We start from the raw sequence: 16,348 nt of genomic DNA on the forward strand, positions 1-16,348 counted from the left end.
TAGGGTTTTAAGCGAAATTTTACAGATAAAATCTCGCTTGTAGTTCTAGCTATGACTTGCTTTATAGAATTTATTAAATTCCTAAAATTCTAATCAAATTTTAAAATTTTTATGGCTTTTAAACTCCTGCAGCAAAAACTTATGAATAAAAACTCACTTTGATGCTGTTATGGCAAATCAAATTAGCATTTTTAACGCGTAATTATATATAACAAGCATTTAATAAAATATTACTCTAAAAATTTATTTTGAAATTAATTTGAACTCAAATTTTTGTTATTCTTAGTAAAATTATTCTTATAATTTTATATAAAATTCTACAAAGTAGCTTTATATAACTGAAATTTTATCGTCATTAAATTTACAGCGTGTTTGCTTTTTAATTTACGTCGGATAAACTCTATGAATTCCGTAAAACTTTGAAAAAGATTTACGATCTAAATTTTATCATGAAAATTTTACTTTAAAGCTGCTATATCTAAATTTTAACTTTAACGCAGCTATTTTGATAAGATGCTTGCAATTAAAACCATTATCAAAATTTTGATGCTAGAACTTATCTATAATTTTTCTCTAACCCATAAAAACACGCGACGCCTTTAATTTAATCAAAATTTCGCTACTATGCGTGAAAAATTTAAGGAGTTTCATGCAATCAGGCAAATTTACTCTCGCGATCATTGTAGCGAATGTCCTATTTTTCGTGATTTCATTCGCATTAGAATATTTTTTCGGCTTTAAGTCCTATCTATTTTTTGGGCTCAATCCGTATTTTTTCGAAGGGATGCCGTGGCAGTTACTAAGTTCATTTTTTATGCACGGCGGAGTGATGCATTTAGCGATGAATATGGCGGTTTTATATCAATTCGGTGGGATTTTAGAGAGAGCGTTCGGTGGGATAAAATTTACGCTACTTTACATCGTAGGCGGGCTGCTGAGTGGCGCTTTATGTCTGATTTATATCCGTTATGCCATGAGCATGGGAGAAATCGTCAATATCGTAGGCGCTAGTGGCGCTATTTGCGTGCTTTTAGGCGTGATTGCTTATTTTGATGAACGCAATACGGGCGGGATTTTTGTCGCGATTTTGATAATGAGCTTTGCGCCGATGTTAATGGGCGTAAATGTGGCATGGTATGCGCATATAGCGGGATTTGTGGTCGGTTATGGCTTTGGAATGATCCAGAAAAAATTTAGAATTTTGTAGAATTTAACGCTAAATTTTACATAAAATTTTATGAAAGGATGCAGATGAAACGGATATATTTTATAAGACATGCTGAGGCGCAAAGCGGCAACGGAAGCGATTTTGAGCGGGCATTAAGCCATGCGGGCGAACTTTGCGCAATTAAACTCAGAGAAAAGCTGCGTAGCTTGGGGCTTGCGCCTGATTTAATTATTACAAGCCCGGCTATACGCGCACTCCATACGGCGCAAATTATCGCTAATGCGCTGGATGCGACAAAAAGGGTAGCGTCATTGCGAGAGTTATATGACGTAAGCTTATGGGATTTGGCAAGGTTTGTTCGCGGCTTGGATGAGAAACGATTTTTTGGGTGCGGTGTGAATGCTGAAAAATACAATGTGTTTGGTCTGAGTAGCGAAAAACATCGCGACGCAAACGCTGAAAATTCTGCTTTTAAGAGCGCTAAAATTCCCGCTAGCATTGGCGAAAAGAATGCGATATCTTGCAACAATGTAGAAATTTCTAGCACTGATGTTATGCAAAATTTTAACGCAGCTAGCGCGGAATGCGTATTTATCGTTGGACATAATCCGACAATAGGCGCAATTTGCTCGCTTTTAGGCGAGAAGGAAGTCGATAAATTCCCTCCTTGCTCGATTTGCGTCTTAGAATTTGACGTTCATAAATTCTCAGAAATTACTGATCATAGCGGCAAAATGGTAATGCTGCAGTGCCCTTAATTACGCTTTTAACGCTTCATAATTACAATCGGGCGGCTCGTTGGCGCATAAGGCTAATTTTGCCGAGCATTGTCATATACTCGTAAAATAAGACCATATGGCAAAATAGCAAATTGCTTTGAGATAACTTTAAATTTTAAAAAATTTCCAATGATGTGGCTCGCCTTGAAATCGTGGACTAAATGAGTCAGAAAACTAAATTTTATATTTTTAGATAATCGGTCGTTAGCGCTTTTGCTTGAAATTCTAGTTGCTTTGTAAAATCTTAAGTTTAGATTTTGCGGATGGAAATTCCGTGCCAAAATTTTCTCAAAAACATAAATTTATTGAGAAGAATAAAATTTATTAAGTAAAATTTAATAGTAGCCGTGGTATCATTCCACAAAATTTTTGATAAGGGGGTTGAAAATGAGACAGTACGAAACTTACAGATGCGACAAATGCGGCACGGAGGTCGAGGTGCAAAACGTAGGCGGCGGCACGCTTAGCTGCTGCGGAGAGCCGATGAAATGCATCACCGAAGATCTGACGCAGGTAAATTTGATGAAAGCGTTTGCAGGCGAGTCCCAGGCGCGCAATAAATACGATCTTTACGGCGATTTGGCTAAAGAGGCGGGCTTTCACGCCATCGCGCGACATTTTTACGAGGCTGCCGAAAATGAAAAATGGCACGCCAGAGCCGAGCTAAAGGCGCATCATGCAGCCGCAGGCATTCCGCTTGATAAGATGGATAAAAATCTACTCGACGCCGCCGCAGGAGAGCGCTACGAGCACGAGAGTATGTATCCTAGCTTCGCTAAAATCGCGACTGAAGAGGGTAAAAAAGAGGTAGCGCGCCTTTTTAACGCTATCGGTAGGGTCGAGGAGGAGCACGAGCGCGAATACAACGAGCTTCAAAAGATCCTGCTAGAAGAGGGCTTTTTCGAGAGCTTTGACGAGGAAGTTTGGGTGTGCGAGGTCTGCGGCCACGTTCATCGCGGCAAGAAAGCTCCCGGCGCCTGTCCGCTCTGCAAGGCTCCGCGCGAGTATTTCAAAAAACAAAGGCTCGTTTAATTTTGATGTTTACGGCACGGCGTTTTTGCGATAGCTTTCGAAGCCGTCGCAAATTTAGTTTATTGTCGCGAGCTGATCGTTCAAATCTTGGCTTAAAATTTTGCGCGAGATTTCGTCTTTTTGCTCCTTTTTGCCGCGAATTCCGTGGCTAGACGAAATCTCGGGCTAAATTTATTTAGCCTAAACTCCTTTTCTTATCCCCCTAAGAAATGAAGTCCTGCTCGCAAGAGCGGGATTTCTGTCGTAAAATAAATCTAAAAATAGTTATGCCGATGGATTTTGTATCTTTAAATTTTTAATATAAATTCCTATATGATTCTTGCGCTGTTTACGAAGCAAGCTTCGCATCGGTAAATTTCGCAGCAAACTTTGGTGGCAGAATCTTTTGTGTCTTTAATTTTAAGGCGAATACGGTGCGATGAGAATTTGAAAGCAAATCAAACTATAAAATTTCGAGGGTTTAAATTTTAAATCAGAAATTCCATCCTTGCGGAATTTGCAGATAAATTTTATATCCGCTACCTCTTAATATGTCGATTATCTTTTGCTTATAAAATCCTCAGATGAAATCCCGTATCGTCAAAATTTAAATGAAATTTTATACTAAATTTATCTGGAATTTTAGGCAAAATCGCATGAGAAAATCTAAAAAGTAAATTATTCTATATTCCAAAAGAGTAAAATTTTAGATTCTTTTGCGATCAAGCTCTAAGGCTCGCGCGTTAATTTAAAATTTTACCGAGTTAATGAGTTAAATTCTAAAATGCGAAAGGCAGGATTTTTGGTCTTGTTATTCGAATATGAAAAACAAATTTTAAAATTTTTCAAAATAAAATTCCAAATTTTTTAGAAAATAAATTCCATAAAAAACGATTTCAAAGCCGCCTCAAAACGAAATCTCAAAAAATCTCGCTCAAGCAAGCCTCTCGCTACCTCAAATTTTAAAATTTCACTCCTCGAATTCCTCCGCGACCTTCGCCGCAAGGCGCAGTTTGTCGCTATCGAAGTGGGTGTAGATGCGCGAAGTATTAAGGCTCGCGTGGCCGAGGGCTTCTTGGACGAGCACGAGGTCCTTTTGCTTTTTGTAAAGCATCGTCGCGAAGGTGTGGCGCAGCATGTGAGCGCCGTTTTTTTCCTTGCGGATGCCCGCGCTCATTAAAATTTTCTCCACGATGCCGCTGACGTAGGCCTGAGTAAGCGGGGCGCCGTTTTTGGTGACGAAAAGATAGCCCTCTTTGTTTGCAAAGTTCGTCTCCAGCGCGTTTAGATGTTCCTCGATCAGGTGGCGCTTGATCATTACGATGCGGTATTTGTTACCCTTGCCGCGGATTCGGATGACGAAAAGATCGCCCTCGGGCGCGATATCTTTGCGCTTTAAATTTATCGCTTCGCCCACGCGGATGCCGGTGTAGACGATGATTTTTACGATTAGGCGGTTGCGATGGGCAAAGGAGGGGAACTCGCTTAGATTTATTGCGTCCAAAAACCGCTTCAGCTCCTCCTCGCTCATAAACTCAGGAAGCTTTGTGCCGCGGCTGCCGCTAACGCCGCCCCAGTGCTTAAGCTCGATGCCGAAGTTATGCGAGGTGCCGTCCTGCTCGTTTTGGCGGTCGATGAAGCCGAAAAAATTTATCACGGCGATGCGGTAGTTTTTTTTGCTCGCATCGCTTAGCCCACCCGTAATGGAAGCTAAAATTTCGCTCAAAAGCTCCTCGTCGATATTTTTCATGCTCTCAAGGCCGTACTGCATGATCGCTTCGTAAAATTTTTTAAGCGGATTGAAGTAAGTGTTAATGCCGGTAAGGCCTGCATTTCGTGCGTCTTTTGCGAGCCGCTCGAGTTCGCCGATACTTGCTACCTCGTGATTTAGAGCCAGGCTCGCGCGGCGAAATAGCGCGTCGTTTTTCAGCTCCTTATTCGATAGCGCGCTTAGCTTGTAGCGCACGAATTTTACGAGCCAAAACAGCAGCGATTTTTCAAAGCTATCCTTATAATCGAGTGGAAATTTCATCTACTCTCCTCGCTGTCGCCGAAGATCACAAAAGGCAGCATCAGCGTGTTTTTGATAAGATTATACGGCGTTTTTAGCACATCGGTCGCAACGCCGGTCGAGTAGGTAGGCTTTTTCATCGTGCCGCGAATCTCGATGATCGTGGAGATCGTATTGTTTTCGCCTAATATGATATGATTTAGCAGCGGGATTTTTGAGATTATCGAGCTTGCGTCTTTGAGGTATTTAAGCTCCAGATCGATATTTAGCGCACCGCTTTTCATATCCACTTCGCCGTTGCCTGCGATATCTGCGCTACTGCCGGTAAAGTTCATCGCGTTTATATAAATTTTATCGCCGCTGCGGCGAAAGTAAATTTTGCCCCTCTGCACGCTAAAGCCGCGATCGTTGAAATCGGGCGTCTTAAACGTAAGCAGCGACGGCACGGAGTTTATAAAGCTAAGCAGCCTTTGATAGATGATGTAGTCCTTCAGATAGGTGTTTTGCACGTTGATCTCGCCGCGGTAGTTGCGCGGATCGATGCCGCTTGCTTTTAGCGTAAATACCCCTCCGTCGAAGCTCTGCGAGCCTAGGAATTGATTGAGCGCCTCGCCGCTGATGTTTTGCGCAAAAATTTGAAGCAAGCTCTTTTTAAAGATCAACTTCACGTCGCCGCGTTTGAAATTCGCGTTCAGGTTCATATTTTTACCGTCCAGCACGCCGTTAAAGTGCGTAAATTTCAGCGTCTTATTAAGATCCGATAGTACGATGGAAGAGTTTTGCCCGCTGAAATTTATCGGCGAGCGCTCCTTTGTGCCGCTATTAAACTCGCTGGTTTGCACGCTCGTATTGATCGCGACGTCCACGTCTTTTAGCGAGACAAAGTTACCGCCTTTGTTGATTTTGAGAGAAATTTTACCGCTTCCGCTAGAGCCGTCCAGATCGCCCCCGCGCACCCGAAGCGTGAAAGAGTCATTTTTATAAGCTCTGCCGTCTTTGTTTAGCAGACCGAAATCAAAGATGAGATTGCTGCTGCTGATATCCAAATTTGTAAAATCGCTGGTTAAAATTTTAAGATCTCCGCCGCTAATGCCCGCGTTTTTAAGCGTCTTAGAAAAGGGCAAAATTCCGCTAATATCGGGCGAACTAATCTCGATCCGCTCGCCGAAGCTCATCTTCGCGCCTAAAAATTGCGAGCTCAGCACCGGCGCTTTGCCGCTAAAATCAAGGCTTATATTATCTCGCGCGTCGCCAAATTTTAAAATTTCTTTGCCGTTCGGGGAGAGATTAAAGCTATGGATTATGCCGTTAAATTTGGCCTTGCGCGTGGCGATGTCGATACTGCCGCTTGCAGTGGCGTTAAAAATTTCATTTTGCAGATTCGCGTCTTTGATGTCGATCTTTTTTTCTGTGATATGCACCCGCGCGGCTTTGGAGTGAAATTTTGCCTTTGAGATCATCAGATCGGCGTCTTTTAATGTCACGTTCGCATCCACCTTGGCACTTTCCTTTTCGACGTCCACGTCTATCAGCACGCGCGCATCGATCCCGCCGCCTAGCGGATATACAGGCTCGTCTATGCCGTAGCTTTGTAAAATATCCACAAGGTCCTTGCCCAAGCTCTCTTTAGTCCGCAGATCCAGATATACGACCGGCCTCTCTTCAAAGAGTCCGCCGATACGCACGCCGCTTCCCTCCAGGCTTTTGCCTTTAAATTTAGGCTCATTTAGCGTGAAGCTTAGAAAATCGTTTTTAAGCGTGATGTTGGCGTCTTTTACCGTTACGGCTTCGATTTGCGGTTGAAATTTTATCGTAAGATCCTGCGCGTAAGCCGTGGCGCTAACATTTTCGGCGACCGGGCGCGGATCTTTCAGATCAATTTTGGCGTGGAGGTTTTCGATATAGTAGTTTTGCGCGACCGCCTTGCCGTAGATCCACTCGTTCGCAAGAGGATTTAGTCCCGTAAGTGCGCCTAGCTCATTCATAAAATTTTTCAGACTCAAAGCCGAGGCGCGATTTATCTCGATATTTAGCTCCGAGCCGATATTGTGCACGTCAAGCTCGCCCGCGATCTCGTGCGAAGCGAAGGTGCCGTTAAAATCATACGTATCGGCTCTGAAATTTGCCCGCGCCGCGCCGCGCAGCGTGAGATTAAAGTCGTTTAGTTCAAGCTCGATCGGATCGAAGTTCAGCCCGTTTGCACTCGGCGTGATCTTCGAGTTTAGCCTAAAAAACCGCGTGTCGGCGTAAAAAACGTCGCTTTTGTATTTTAGCTTTAGACTTTCGCCCTTGATCTTCAAATTTTGCACGTCGATCTCTTCAAAAAATGAGTTGATAAGCGAGATTTTTTTGCTAAATTCCAAAATTTTCTCGCTTTGCGTGCGCAGATCGGTGGAATTTTGCTCTAAATTTTGTGTATTATTTTGCGTAATTTCAAGATTTTTGATACGCAGCACGAGACCTTTATTTAGCTTGAGATAAAACCCCTCAAGCTTTGCAAAGCCCACGTCCAGCTGCGAAATCGCAATACCGTGTTTTAGACCTACCGCGCAGACTATAAAAAGTATCGTTATGCCCAAAAAAAATCTAGCCAAAGTTCTAAACATCATCGCCTCATCAAAAAACTCCGCCCCAAAACCAAATCGGGCGTGCCGAAAAACTGCGCTTATAATATGAAATTTATTCAAAATTTTGGCTTATTTGCCTATAATTTCAGCTAAATTTTGAAAGGAACGCATGAAATTCTTTATAAAGCTCATCAAAGCGGCGTGCGTTTGTATCGAGCTTGCGGCTATCGTGCTTTTAGCCGTGGGTTTTGATCTACACGAGCGCGTCGGCAACGCGGCAACCGTGCAGATAGGCCAGGGCAGCTCAACGAAAATTTTATCGCAACTCTCAAAGAGCTATCCAAAATTTAGCAAATTTGACGCGAGGCTGCTTTCTTTTTACGGTGGCGCAAAAACCGGCGAGCTGGAGCTTAGCGGCGAAAATTTGCCCAAATATCAGTTTTTATATGAGCTAAGCGTCGCAAAGCCCGTGATGAACGAGATTAAGCTGATCCCGGGAGAGACGACGATCGTGTTTTTAAAACAGCTTGCGAAAGATCGCGGGCTAAGCTTTAGCGAGCTTGAGCGCGAATACAACGCCACGGCGCCGTTTTACGAGGGCTTTCTGGTGCCTGAAACCTACAAAATTAGCAAAAACGAAAGCGAAAAAAATATCATCGACCACCTTGTTTCAAGCGCGCAAAAATTCCACGAAGGATTGTCGCGCGAGCTTAGCGGCGATTACAACGCCACGGCATGGAAGCAGGTGCTGATCAAGGCCTCTGTAATCCAAAAAGAGGCCGCAAACGCAGATGAGATGCCACTCGTAGCCTCCGTCATCGACAATCGCTTAGCCAAAAATATGCGCCTTCAGATGGACGGCACGCTGAATTACGGCGAATTTTCGCACGTCAAGATCACTCCGCAGCGCATCCGCACCGACACCAGCCACTACAATACCTACCTCAACGACGGACTTCCCAAAGAGCCCGTGTGCGTGGTCTCTCGCGATGCGATACGCGCCGTTTTCGCGCCCGCAAAGAGCGAGTATCTGTATTTTATGCGAAATAAAAAGACCGGGCTTCACGATTTTGCGCGTACGCAAGCCGAGCACGAGCGCAACATAAAGGCGCAGAGGTAAAATTTAAAACTGCTTCGGCATTAAATTTAAAAAACTAGATTTCGTCTTTAAATTTTAAAATTTAAACCCCGCAGTTATAAAAATGCGGACCGATTTTGGGAGATAACAATGAAAATAGCAATATTCGGCGCCGGAAACATCGGCGCGGCAGTAGCGAACGATCTTATCGTAAGCGATTCTTTGAGCCAAAAGATAGATAGCATCGCGCTTGTGGATGCGGTAGAGCGGATTGCGCGCGGCAAGGCACTCGATCTAGCCCATACAGCGGTGGTTTATGAGCGCGACCTGCGCATAAGCGGCAGCACGGAGCCCGGCGACATAGCGGACGCGGGCATCGTCGTGATCACGGCGGGACATGCAAGAAAGGCAGGGCAGAGCAGGGAGGAGCTGTTTAGCAGCAACGCCACCATCGTCGCGCAATGCGCGCGAGATGCCGCAAAATACGCACCAAGCTCCATCATCGTCGTCGTTACCAATCCGCTTGATATGATGGTCTATGCGGCGCTGCAGGCCAGCGGGTTTGCAAAAGAGCGAGTCATCGGCATGGCGGGCGAGCTGGACGGCGCGCGGCTTAAATTTGAACTCGCGCGAGCGAGCGGCAAGGAAATTTCATCGATGAGAAGCGCGATCGTGGGCCCGCATAGCGAAGAGATGATTGCGCTTAAAAACGAGCTGGGATTTGAAATTTCGGATGAAATTTTTGGGCGCGCGGTGCAAAATACCAAATTCGCCGGCGCGCAGATCGGCGAGCTACTGGGCGCGTCGGCGTATTTGGCGCCCGCTGCCGGGATCGTAAAGATCATAAAATACATTCTTTTTGATACCTGTGGCACGCTTGCCTGCTGCGTCGCGGATAGATCGGGAGTGCCTTTGGGGCGCTTCGTAAGCGTCGGCAAAATGGGCGCAATAGAGAGAAATTTCGCCTACTCGGGTGATTTCTACGCGCAGCTTGAACGGATGCGTGAGCGGATAGCGGAACTGAAGTTTTAGTGGAAATAAAGCGAATTCGACGCAATGCGGAATTTACAGAGCTAAAATTTTAAAGCGCAGAATTCTTGCGATAGAATTTGCAGCATCAAATTTCACTTTGGTAAGAAATTTAAGCTCGCGGAATTGTGTAGCGTAAAATTTAATTCGCTGCGGAATTTTAAAATTTGCGCAATTTCGCCTGCTGTGAAATTTCGTAGATTAAAATTTTACTTTGGCTCAGAATTCTGCGTGACGTAAAATTTTTGAGAGTCACAAAATTTTAAAATTTAAACTCTGCAAAATTTAAAAACGAGAGGACTTTAATGCGATCAAAGCAGGCTTGCGCCGCAAAATTTCAAATTTTAAATCGCGAGGCGGGATTTGGTGCGGATTTTGATAAATTAAGGAGAAAATATGAGCGAAAATGAGAGCCAGCGCGCCGTCTGGACGGATGAGAGCCGCTGTAAGGCGTGCAACATCTGCGTAAGCGTCTGTCCTAGCGGCGCGATCGCTATGAGACAGGACGAGGGCGCCGTGCAGGGCATGATGATCGACGTGGTGGATGAGGGCGCCTGTATCGGCTGTAGGGAGTGCGAGTTGCACTGCCCGGATTTTGCGATTTTCGTTGCACCCAAAGGCTTTAAATTCGCTCGTCTAAGCTCGCAGGCTAGAGAGATGGCTGAAAAAATCAAAAACAATAATTTTATGAAACCCAAGGACGCATAATGAGAGAGGTAATTTCCACAGGCAACGCCTTAATTGCGCGTGCGGCGATTGATTGCGGCTGTAATTTTTTCGGCGGCTACCCGATCACGCCGAGCAGCGAGATCGCGCACGAGATGAGTCGCTTGCTACCTAAGGTCGGAGGCAAATTTATCCAGATGGAGGATGAAATTTCGGGCATTTCGGTAGCTTTGGGCGCGTCTATGAGCGGTGCGAAGGCGATGACGGCAAGCTCCGGTCCTGGAATTTCGCTAAAATCAGAGCAGATTGGGCTTGGCTTCATCGCTGAAATTCCGCTTTTAATCGTAAATGTTATGCGCGGAGGTCCTAGCACCGGGCTTCCTACGCGAGTGGCGCAGGGCGATATTTTGCAAGCTCGCAACCCCACTCACGGCGATTTTCAAAGCATCGCGCTGTGCCCGGGCTCACTAAAGGAGGCTTATACGCAAACCGTGCGCGCCTTCAATTTAGCCGAGCGGTTTATGACGCCGGTATTTTTGCTACTTGATGAGACGCTTGGGCATATGCAGGCTAAGGCGATGCTCCCTGAAATTTCGGATCTAAAAATCGAGCATAGGGCGGAATTTAAAGGTAGTCCGAAAGATTATGAGCCTTACGATGCTGCGCCCGATAAGCCTGCGGTGCTAAATCCCTTTTTTAGGGGATATCACTATCACATAACGGGGCTGCATCACGGCGCGAAGGGCTTTCCGACCGAAAACGAGCAGATCGTGGATCGCTCTATAAAAAGGCTTTTTAATAAAATTTCGGCGCATGAAGATGAGATCGTGCAATACGAGGAATTTATGCTAGATGACGCTGATGCTTGCATCATCACCTATGGCAGCGTTAGCTTAGCAGCAAAAGACGCGATTTTAAAGCTACGTGGGCAAGGCGTGCGTGTGGGACTTTTTCGCCCGATCACGCTGTGGCCAAGCCCAGCGCGCAAGCTAAGGGAGCTAGGGGAGAGATTTAATAAAATTTTGATCGCCGAGCTAAATTTAGGGCAGTATCTGCTAGAGGTGCAGCGCGCTTGTTTGAGAGATGATTTTAAGACGCTTCTTAAGGCAAACGGCAGACCGATCAGCCCTAGCGAGATTATAGAGAAAGTAAAGGAGCTTTAAATGGCGTTTGATTACGACAAATATCTAAGAACGGACAAGATGCCTACGCTTTGGTGCTGGGGCTGCGGCGACGGAGTGATCTTAAAAGCGATCATCCGCGCGATTGACCGCGTAGGCTGGAGCATGGACGATGTGTGCGTGGTAAGCGGTATCGGCTGTAGCGGCAGGATGTCGAGTTACATAGACTGCAATACCGTCCATACGACGCACGGACGCGCGATAGCTTATGCTACGGGTATCAAGCTTGCAAATCCAGGCAAACACGTAATCGTAGTCACTGGCGATGGCGATGGGCTTGCGATAGGGGGCAATCACACGATCCATGGATGTCGCCGTAATATCGATCTAAATCATATCTTAGTAAATAATTTCATCTACGGGCTTACAAACTCGCAGACGAGCCCTACGACGCCGCGCGGGTTTTGGACGGTTACGGCGCAATACGGCAATGTCGATCCTAGCTTTGATGCGGCGAAACTTGCAATCGCTGCCGGGGCAACTTTTGTCGGACGCGAGAGTGTGACAAATCCAGAAAAAATCGAGCGACTTTTGGCTAAGGGTTTTGAGCACGATGGTTATAGTTTTTTTGATATTTTTAGCAACTGCCACGTAAATTTGGGTCGTAAAAATAAAATGAGCGAGGCAGTGCAAATGCTAAAGTGGCTTGATTCGCGCACGATTTCTAAAGCAAAATTTGACGCTCTTGGCGAGGATGAGCGAGCGGGGCTATTTCCGCTTGGGGTTTTACATGAAGATAATGAGCACACCGAATACACAAAGGCGTATCAAAAAGTGATAGACGCGGCGCAAAGCGGCGAAGCGATAAATTTTGAAGGACTAAGATGAATCAATTAAGATTTGTGGGAGTGGGCGGTCAAGGCGTAATCTTAGCAGGCGAAATTCTAGCTGCGGCAAAGATCGCACACGGCGGCTATGGAATCAAGGCATCTACGTATACCTCTCAGGTACGTGGTGGGCCTACGAAAGTAGATATTATCTTAAGCGATGAAGAAATTCTATATCCTTACGCGAGCGAGGGCGAGATCGATTTTATGCTCGCAACGGCGCAGAGCAGCTACGATGCTTTCAAAAACGGCGTGAAAAAAGGCGGCGTGATCGTAATCGAGCCGAATTTAGTAGCACCGAGCGATGAGGATAGGGCAAGCTTTAAAATTTATGAAATTCCAATCATTACCATCGCAAAATACGAAGTTGGAAATGTCATCACTCAAAGTGTCGTGGCTCTAGCGATCGCAGTAGAGCTTAGCCGCTGTATGGACTCAGGGCTCGTAAAAGAGCAAATGCTCCGTTCTGTGCCTGAAAAAACCCGTGCGCTAAATGAAAAGGCATATGATCTGGGGATGAAATACGCAAGAGAGGTTTTTGAGACGGAGTAAAATTTTATGGCAGCGAAACGATAGAAGTAGGCGGTAATATTCTAGCGGCTTTATTCTTGCTTTTTTTGCGAAGTGCATCAGCTATAAGGATGAAATTTATCGCGTTGTTAAAATTTTTATTTTGGTACAAGTATACTCATCGCTTTTCTTAAAGGATTACACTTGCTATCATTTAAGCAAATTTCTAATTGCTCCTTTATTTTGCAAGAAAAATCCTTCTTGTCGCTCTCTTTTCCATAACAAACCTTGTCAAAGTAACCGATAGCCCTATGTATATTTCCGCCGTAAAATATTTCATTCCCTGCTAGCAAAAAGCAATAATACATCATATCCGCCTCGCAAGCTTTCTTTAATGCTGAAACGAAATCTTTATATCTACCCATTGTAACCAAAAGCACCGCGCCGAGCGATCCGCAGCTTTCGTAATCTCCTTCGTCGCACTTCTTGGATAAAATTTCGACTAGCTTTGTGCATGCGCTATATTTTCCATCGCCGTTATCGCACTCTAAATTTAGCTCTTTTTCCTCCCAAGTTTTGAAAAAGCTCGAATCCATGGGTCTTGCCATACTAGAGCATATTGAAAATATGAAAGCTAGAATTATAAATTTAATTTTCTGCATTTTCTCTCCTATTTAAAATTTTGATATATAAAGTGGCTTTTTAAATAACATCATCTTACGCTTTTTAACAAAATTCTTGCTTTTTTTATAGGATTGCACTCGCTGTCATTTAGACATTTTTCCAATTCCTCTTTTATCTTGCACGCTTCGTTTTTAAACAGGCTATTTGCTGCTTCACATGTCTTACCAAGATATTTAATTACCGAATTTATATCTCCGCCATAGTGTATTTCGGTCGCACTTAGCATATAGCAGTAGGTTACTACGCCGGCCTCACAGGCTTTTTTACAAGCGAAGGCAACGTCCTCATATCTATTGGAATCGAAAAGTGCTAGACCGAGCGAACCGCAGCTTTCGTAATCTCCGCCGTCGCACTTTTTGGATAAAATTTCGACTAGCCTCGTGCATGCGCTATATTTTCCGTTGCCGTTATCGCAAGAAATCGCTAAATCTTTTTCCTCTTGGGTTTGTAAATGATCTACGCTTACCTTTGCCGCAGCGGGGATCGCTGCAAATGCTATTATAAACGCAAGTGCTGAAATTTTAAGATAGAATTTTTTCATCGCCGCTCCATGTTTTTAAGCGGCGATTATATATTAAAGTATTTTAGCGGGCTCTTAAAATTTCGCAGAGTTAAAATTTCGATCGCTCGCTAAATCTAGCGGCGCTATTTTCAAAAGTCGCGCCGCTTTGGGATTTAAAACACCACTTTTAAATTTTTAAACGTTGCTCTTAAATTTTAAACGTCGCGGTGAAATTTTAAAATTCCACCGCAAGCTTTGGGCGGCTTCAAATTTAACATCCCGAGTTCGGCTGCACCCGCGTTTCGTTGCCGATGTGGATCAGTTTGGCCTTGCCGCGCCTAAATCTACACGGCGGATCGGCTTGCACCGATGAGTACTCCTTGCCTTTAAATTTATAGATGATGTTGGAGCCTTGCACCGTCTTTTGGGAGTTTTGGATCGCATCTCCGGCGACTGCGCCTACCGCTGCGCCGCCTATGAGTCCTACGGTTTCGGCTAAGCGCTTGCTGCTGCTATGTTTGCCGAGCTTATGCCCGATGATAGCGCCCGTGGTTCCGCCCGCGACGCCGCCTAAAATTTTACCCGTGTTGCCCTCGGAGCGCTCTACGTTTATTTTGGCAGGCAGGACGTCGATGATCTCGATCTGGTCGCTCTGCCTCATACGGTTTGTTTCACCTGCACTATAAACGTCGCCGCCGTATCGATCCTGCGGAGTCGCGCAGCCGCAAAGCGCCATCGCTGCGATCAAACATAATGTGAAATTTCGCATAATATCCTCCTTAAAATGGATTTACCGCTATTATACAGCGCGAGATTATACCGACGGTTATCGCGCGGCAGTATTATCAAAATGATACGATAATTCAAAATTTTACGAAATTATATAAAATCAAATATCAAATTAAAATCCCGTTGAAATCGTATCTTATAAAGCAAAATATACAAAAACCATCTGTTTTAGCTTAAAGATAAATTTAGCTATTTTTACTAAAAAATATTTAAGAATTTCAATTTTCTTAAAGAATCGATGATATATAATCTCTAAAATCAATCAAAATTCTGTTTTGGCTCCGCCATTCAACGAAATTTCAAGGAAGTACAATGAGCGAATCAAATTTCAACAGACGCGATTTTTTGAAATCGGCCTGTATCAGCGTCGGCGCGCTTAGCCTTAGCGGTTGCGGCGATGAGATAAGACGCGATGCAGACGGCGAGCCTATTAAAAATTTCGGCAACGAAAACGGGCTTCCTAGCATCGATGTACTTATCATCGGCTCGGGAGGCGCGGGTTTGCGTGCAGCCGTGGCGGTGCGCAAGAAACATCCGAACTTGGGCGTCGTGGTCGTAAACAAAGGCATGCCTTCGCGCAACGCCACCTGTATGGCGGAAGGCGGTATCAACGGCGTTATAGATTTCGAGCATGGCGATAGCCACAAGCTTCACGCTTACGATACCGTAAAGGGAAGCGACTTTTTGGGCGATCAAGATGTTATTGCTAAATTTGTCGAAAAAGCTATCGAGGCGATCCATGAGTTGGATTACGCCGGCATGCCGTTTTCGAGAAAAGACGGCGGCGATGTAGCAGCAAGATTTGCGGGCGGGGCGAAATTTGAACGCTGTAATTACGCCGCGGATAAAACAGGCCATGCGATGATGCATGCTTGTTTGGATGAGGCGATCAGCAGCGGAGTAAAATTTCTTTTAGACCACTACCTGCTAGATCTTAGCACTGACGGAGATACTTGCGAGGGCGTCGTGCTTTTAAATATCCGCACGGGCGATGTAGTGCCGATTTTAGCTAAGGCGGTCGTGCTTGCTAGCGGCGGATATACGAGACTATTTTTTAACCGCACCTCCACGCCATTTAATGCTACCGGCGACGGTATCGCAACAGCACTTCGTGCCGGGCTTGCATTTAAAGATCCTGAAATGCTTCAATTCCATCCTACGGGAGTTCGCAACGGCGGTGCGCTCATCACAGAGGCTGCACGCGGTCTTGGCGGCAAGCTTATCAACAACAAAGGCGAGCGCTTTATGAGTAGATACTCCAAAAAGATGGAGCTTGCGCCGCGCGATATAGTTTCGCGCTCGATAGAGACAGAAATTCGTGAAGGACGCGGTTTTGGTGAGGGTATGGGATCATACATACTTTTAGACGTAACTCACTTAGGCGAGGAGAAGATTATGGGCGGACTACCGCAGATCCGCCACGTGGCTATGCTTTTTGAAAATATGGATTTGGTAAAAGAGCCTGTTAAAATTCGTCCGACTGCGCATTATTCGATGGGCGGCATAGATGTGGTTAAATTTGACGATATGAGCACTAAAATTTCGG

The 16,348-nt window shown here is 45.0% G+C and carries 15 protein-coding genes; 10 read left to right on the forward strand and 5 right to left on the reverse strand.

Translation table 11 applies throughout. The features are described from left to right. Positions 1-649: 649 nt before the first annotated feature. From Q0323_RS07000 to Q0323_RS07010, 3 genes are all read left to right on the forward strand, one after another. Entirely contained in the window at positions 650-1,207 is a 558-nt protein-coding gene (locus Q0323_RS07000; protein WP_298052938.1) for a rhomboid family intramembrane serine protease, read from the forward strand. Positions 1,208-1,251: 44 nt separating this feature from the next. Beyond that, a complete protein-coding gene (locus tag Q0323_RS07005) occupies positions 1,252-1,926 on the forward strand; it encodes a histidine phosphatase family protein (protein WP_298052943.1) in 675 nt (224 codons plus the stop codon). A 408-nt stretch (positions 1,927-2,334) separates the two neighbouring features. Then, positions 2,335-2,979: a ferritin family protein gene (locus Q0323_RS07010; protein WP_298052946.1), complete on the forward strand. Its 645-nt coding sequence runs from the start codon at positions 2,335-2,337 to the stop codon at positions 2,977-2,979. A gap of 949 nt (positions 2,980-3,928) precedes the next feature. Here the strand turns inward: Q0323_RS07010 and Q0323_RS07015 are convergent. Both Q0323_RS07015 and Q0323_RS07020 read right to left on the reverse strand, forming a co-directional pair. Further along, positions 3,929-4,990, reverse strand: a complete 1,062-nt coding sequence (locus tag Q0323_RS07015) for a tyrosine-type recombinase/integrase (protein WP_298052949.1) — start codon at positions 4,988-4,990, stop codon at positions 3,929-3,931. After that, positions 4,987-7,575 (reverse strand): AsmA-like C-terminal domain-containing protein, encoded by a 2,589-nt coding sequence (locus Q0323_RS07020; RefSeq protein WP_298052951.1) that lies wholly within the window; start codon positions 7,573-7,575, stop codon positions 4,987-4,989. The genes Q0323_RS07015 and Q0323_RS07020 overlap by 4 nt, the downstream gene beginning before the upstream one ends. Positions 7,576-7,705: 130 nt before the next feature. Between Q0323_RS07020 and mltG the strand changes: the two genes are divergently transcribed. The 6 genes from mltG to Q0323_RS07050 all read left to right on the forward strand — a co-directional run bounded on the left by mltG (position 7,706) and on the right by Q0323_RS07050 (position 12,869). Next, positions 7,706-8,656 (forward strand): endolytic transglycosylase MltG, encoded by a 951-nt coding sequence (mltG, locus tag Q0323_RS07025; protein WP_298052954.1) that lies wholly within the window; start codon positions 7,706-7,708, stop codon positions 8,654-8,656. A gap of 108 nt (positions 8,657-8,764) precedes the next feature. Beyond that, a complete protein-coding gene (locus tag Q0323_RS07030; RefSeq protein ID WP_298052956.1) occupies positions 8,765-9,646 on the forward strand; it encodes a malate dehydrogenase in 882 nt (293 codons plus the stop codon). Positions 9,647-10,039: 393 nt separating this feature from the next. Beyond that, positions 10,040-10,351, forward strand: a complete 312-nt coding sequence (locus tag Q0323_RS07035; RefSeq protein ID WP_177388316.1) for a 4Fe-4S binding protein — start codon at positions 10,040-10,042, stop codon at positions 10,349-10,351. Next, positions 10,351-11,472 (forward strand): 2-oxoglutarate synthase subunit alpha, encoded by a 1,122-nt coding sequence (locus Q0323_RS07040; protein ID WP_298052959.1) that lies wholly within the window; start codon positions 10,351-10,353, stop codon positions 11,470-11,472. The genes Q0323_RS07035 and Q0323_RS07040 overlap by 1 nt, the downstream gene beginning before the upstream one ends. Further along, the gene (locus Q0323_RS07045) at positions 11,473-12,318 is read left to right on the forward strand and encodes a 2-oxoglutarate ferredoxin oxidoreductase subunit beta (protein ID WP_298052962.1); all 846 of its coding nucleotides are present in this window, start codon (positions 11,473-11,475) and stop codon (positions 12,316-12,318) included. Beyond that, positions 12,315-12,869 (forward strand): 2-oxoacid:acceptor oxidoreductase family protein, encoded by a 555-nt coding sequence (locus Q0323_RS07050; RefSeq protein WP_298052964.1) that lies wholly within the window; start codon positions 12,315-12,317, stop codon positions 12,867-12,869. The genes Q0323_RS07045 and Q0323_RS07050 overlap by 4 nt, the downstream gene beginning before the upstream one ends. Before the next feature lie 116 nt (positions 12,870-12,985). Here Q0323_RS07050 and Q0323_RS07055 read toward each other — a convergent pair whose 3' ends face one another. From Q0323_RS07055 to Q0323_RS07065, 3 genes are all read right to left on the reverse strand, one after another. Continuing rightward, positions 12,986-13,489, reverse strand: a complete 504-nt coding sequence (locus Q0323_RS07055) for a hypothetical protein (protein ID WP_298052967.1) — start codon at positions 13,487-13,489, stop codon at positions 12,986-12,988. A gap of 50 nt (positions 13,490-13,539) precedes the next feature. Beyond that, on the reverse strand, positions 13,540-14,052 hold the full coding sequence (locus tag Q0323_RS07060; protein WP_298052969.1) for a hypothetical protein: 513 nt from the start codon (positions 14,050-14,052) through the stop codon (positions 13,540-13,542). A gap of 232 nt (positions 14,053-14,284) precedes the next feature. Beyond that, positions 14,285-14,782 carry a hypothetical protein gene (locus Q0323_RS07065; protein WP_298052971.1) on the reverse strand — a complete coding sequence of 166 codons (498 nt, stop codon included), beginning with the start codon at positions 14,780-14,782 and terminating at the stop codon, positions 14,285-14,287. Positions 14,783-15,114: 332 nt separating this feature from the next. Here Q0323_RS07065 and Q0323_RS07070 point away from each other — a divergent pair. Beyond that, on the forward strand, positions 15,115-16,348 hold a 1,234-nt coding region (locus tag Q0323_RS07070), incomplete at its 3' end, for an FAD-dependent oxidoreductase (protein WP_298052973.1).

This window comes from uncultured Campylobacter sp., assembly GCF_938030145.1.
Taxonomy (GTDB): Bacteria; Campylobacterota; Campylobacteria; order Campylobacterales; family Campylobacteraceae; genus Campylobacter_B.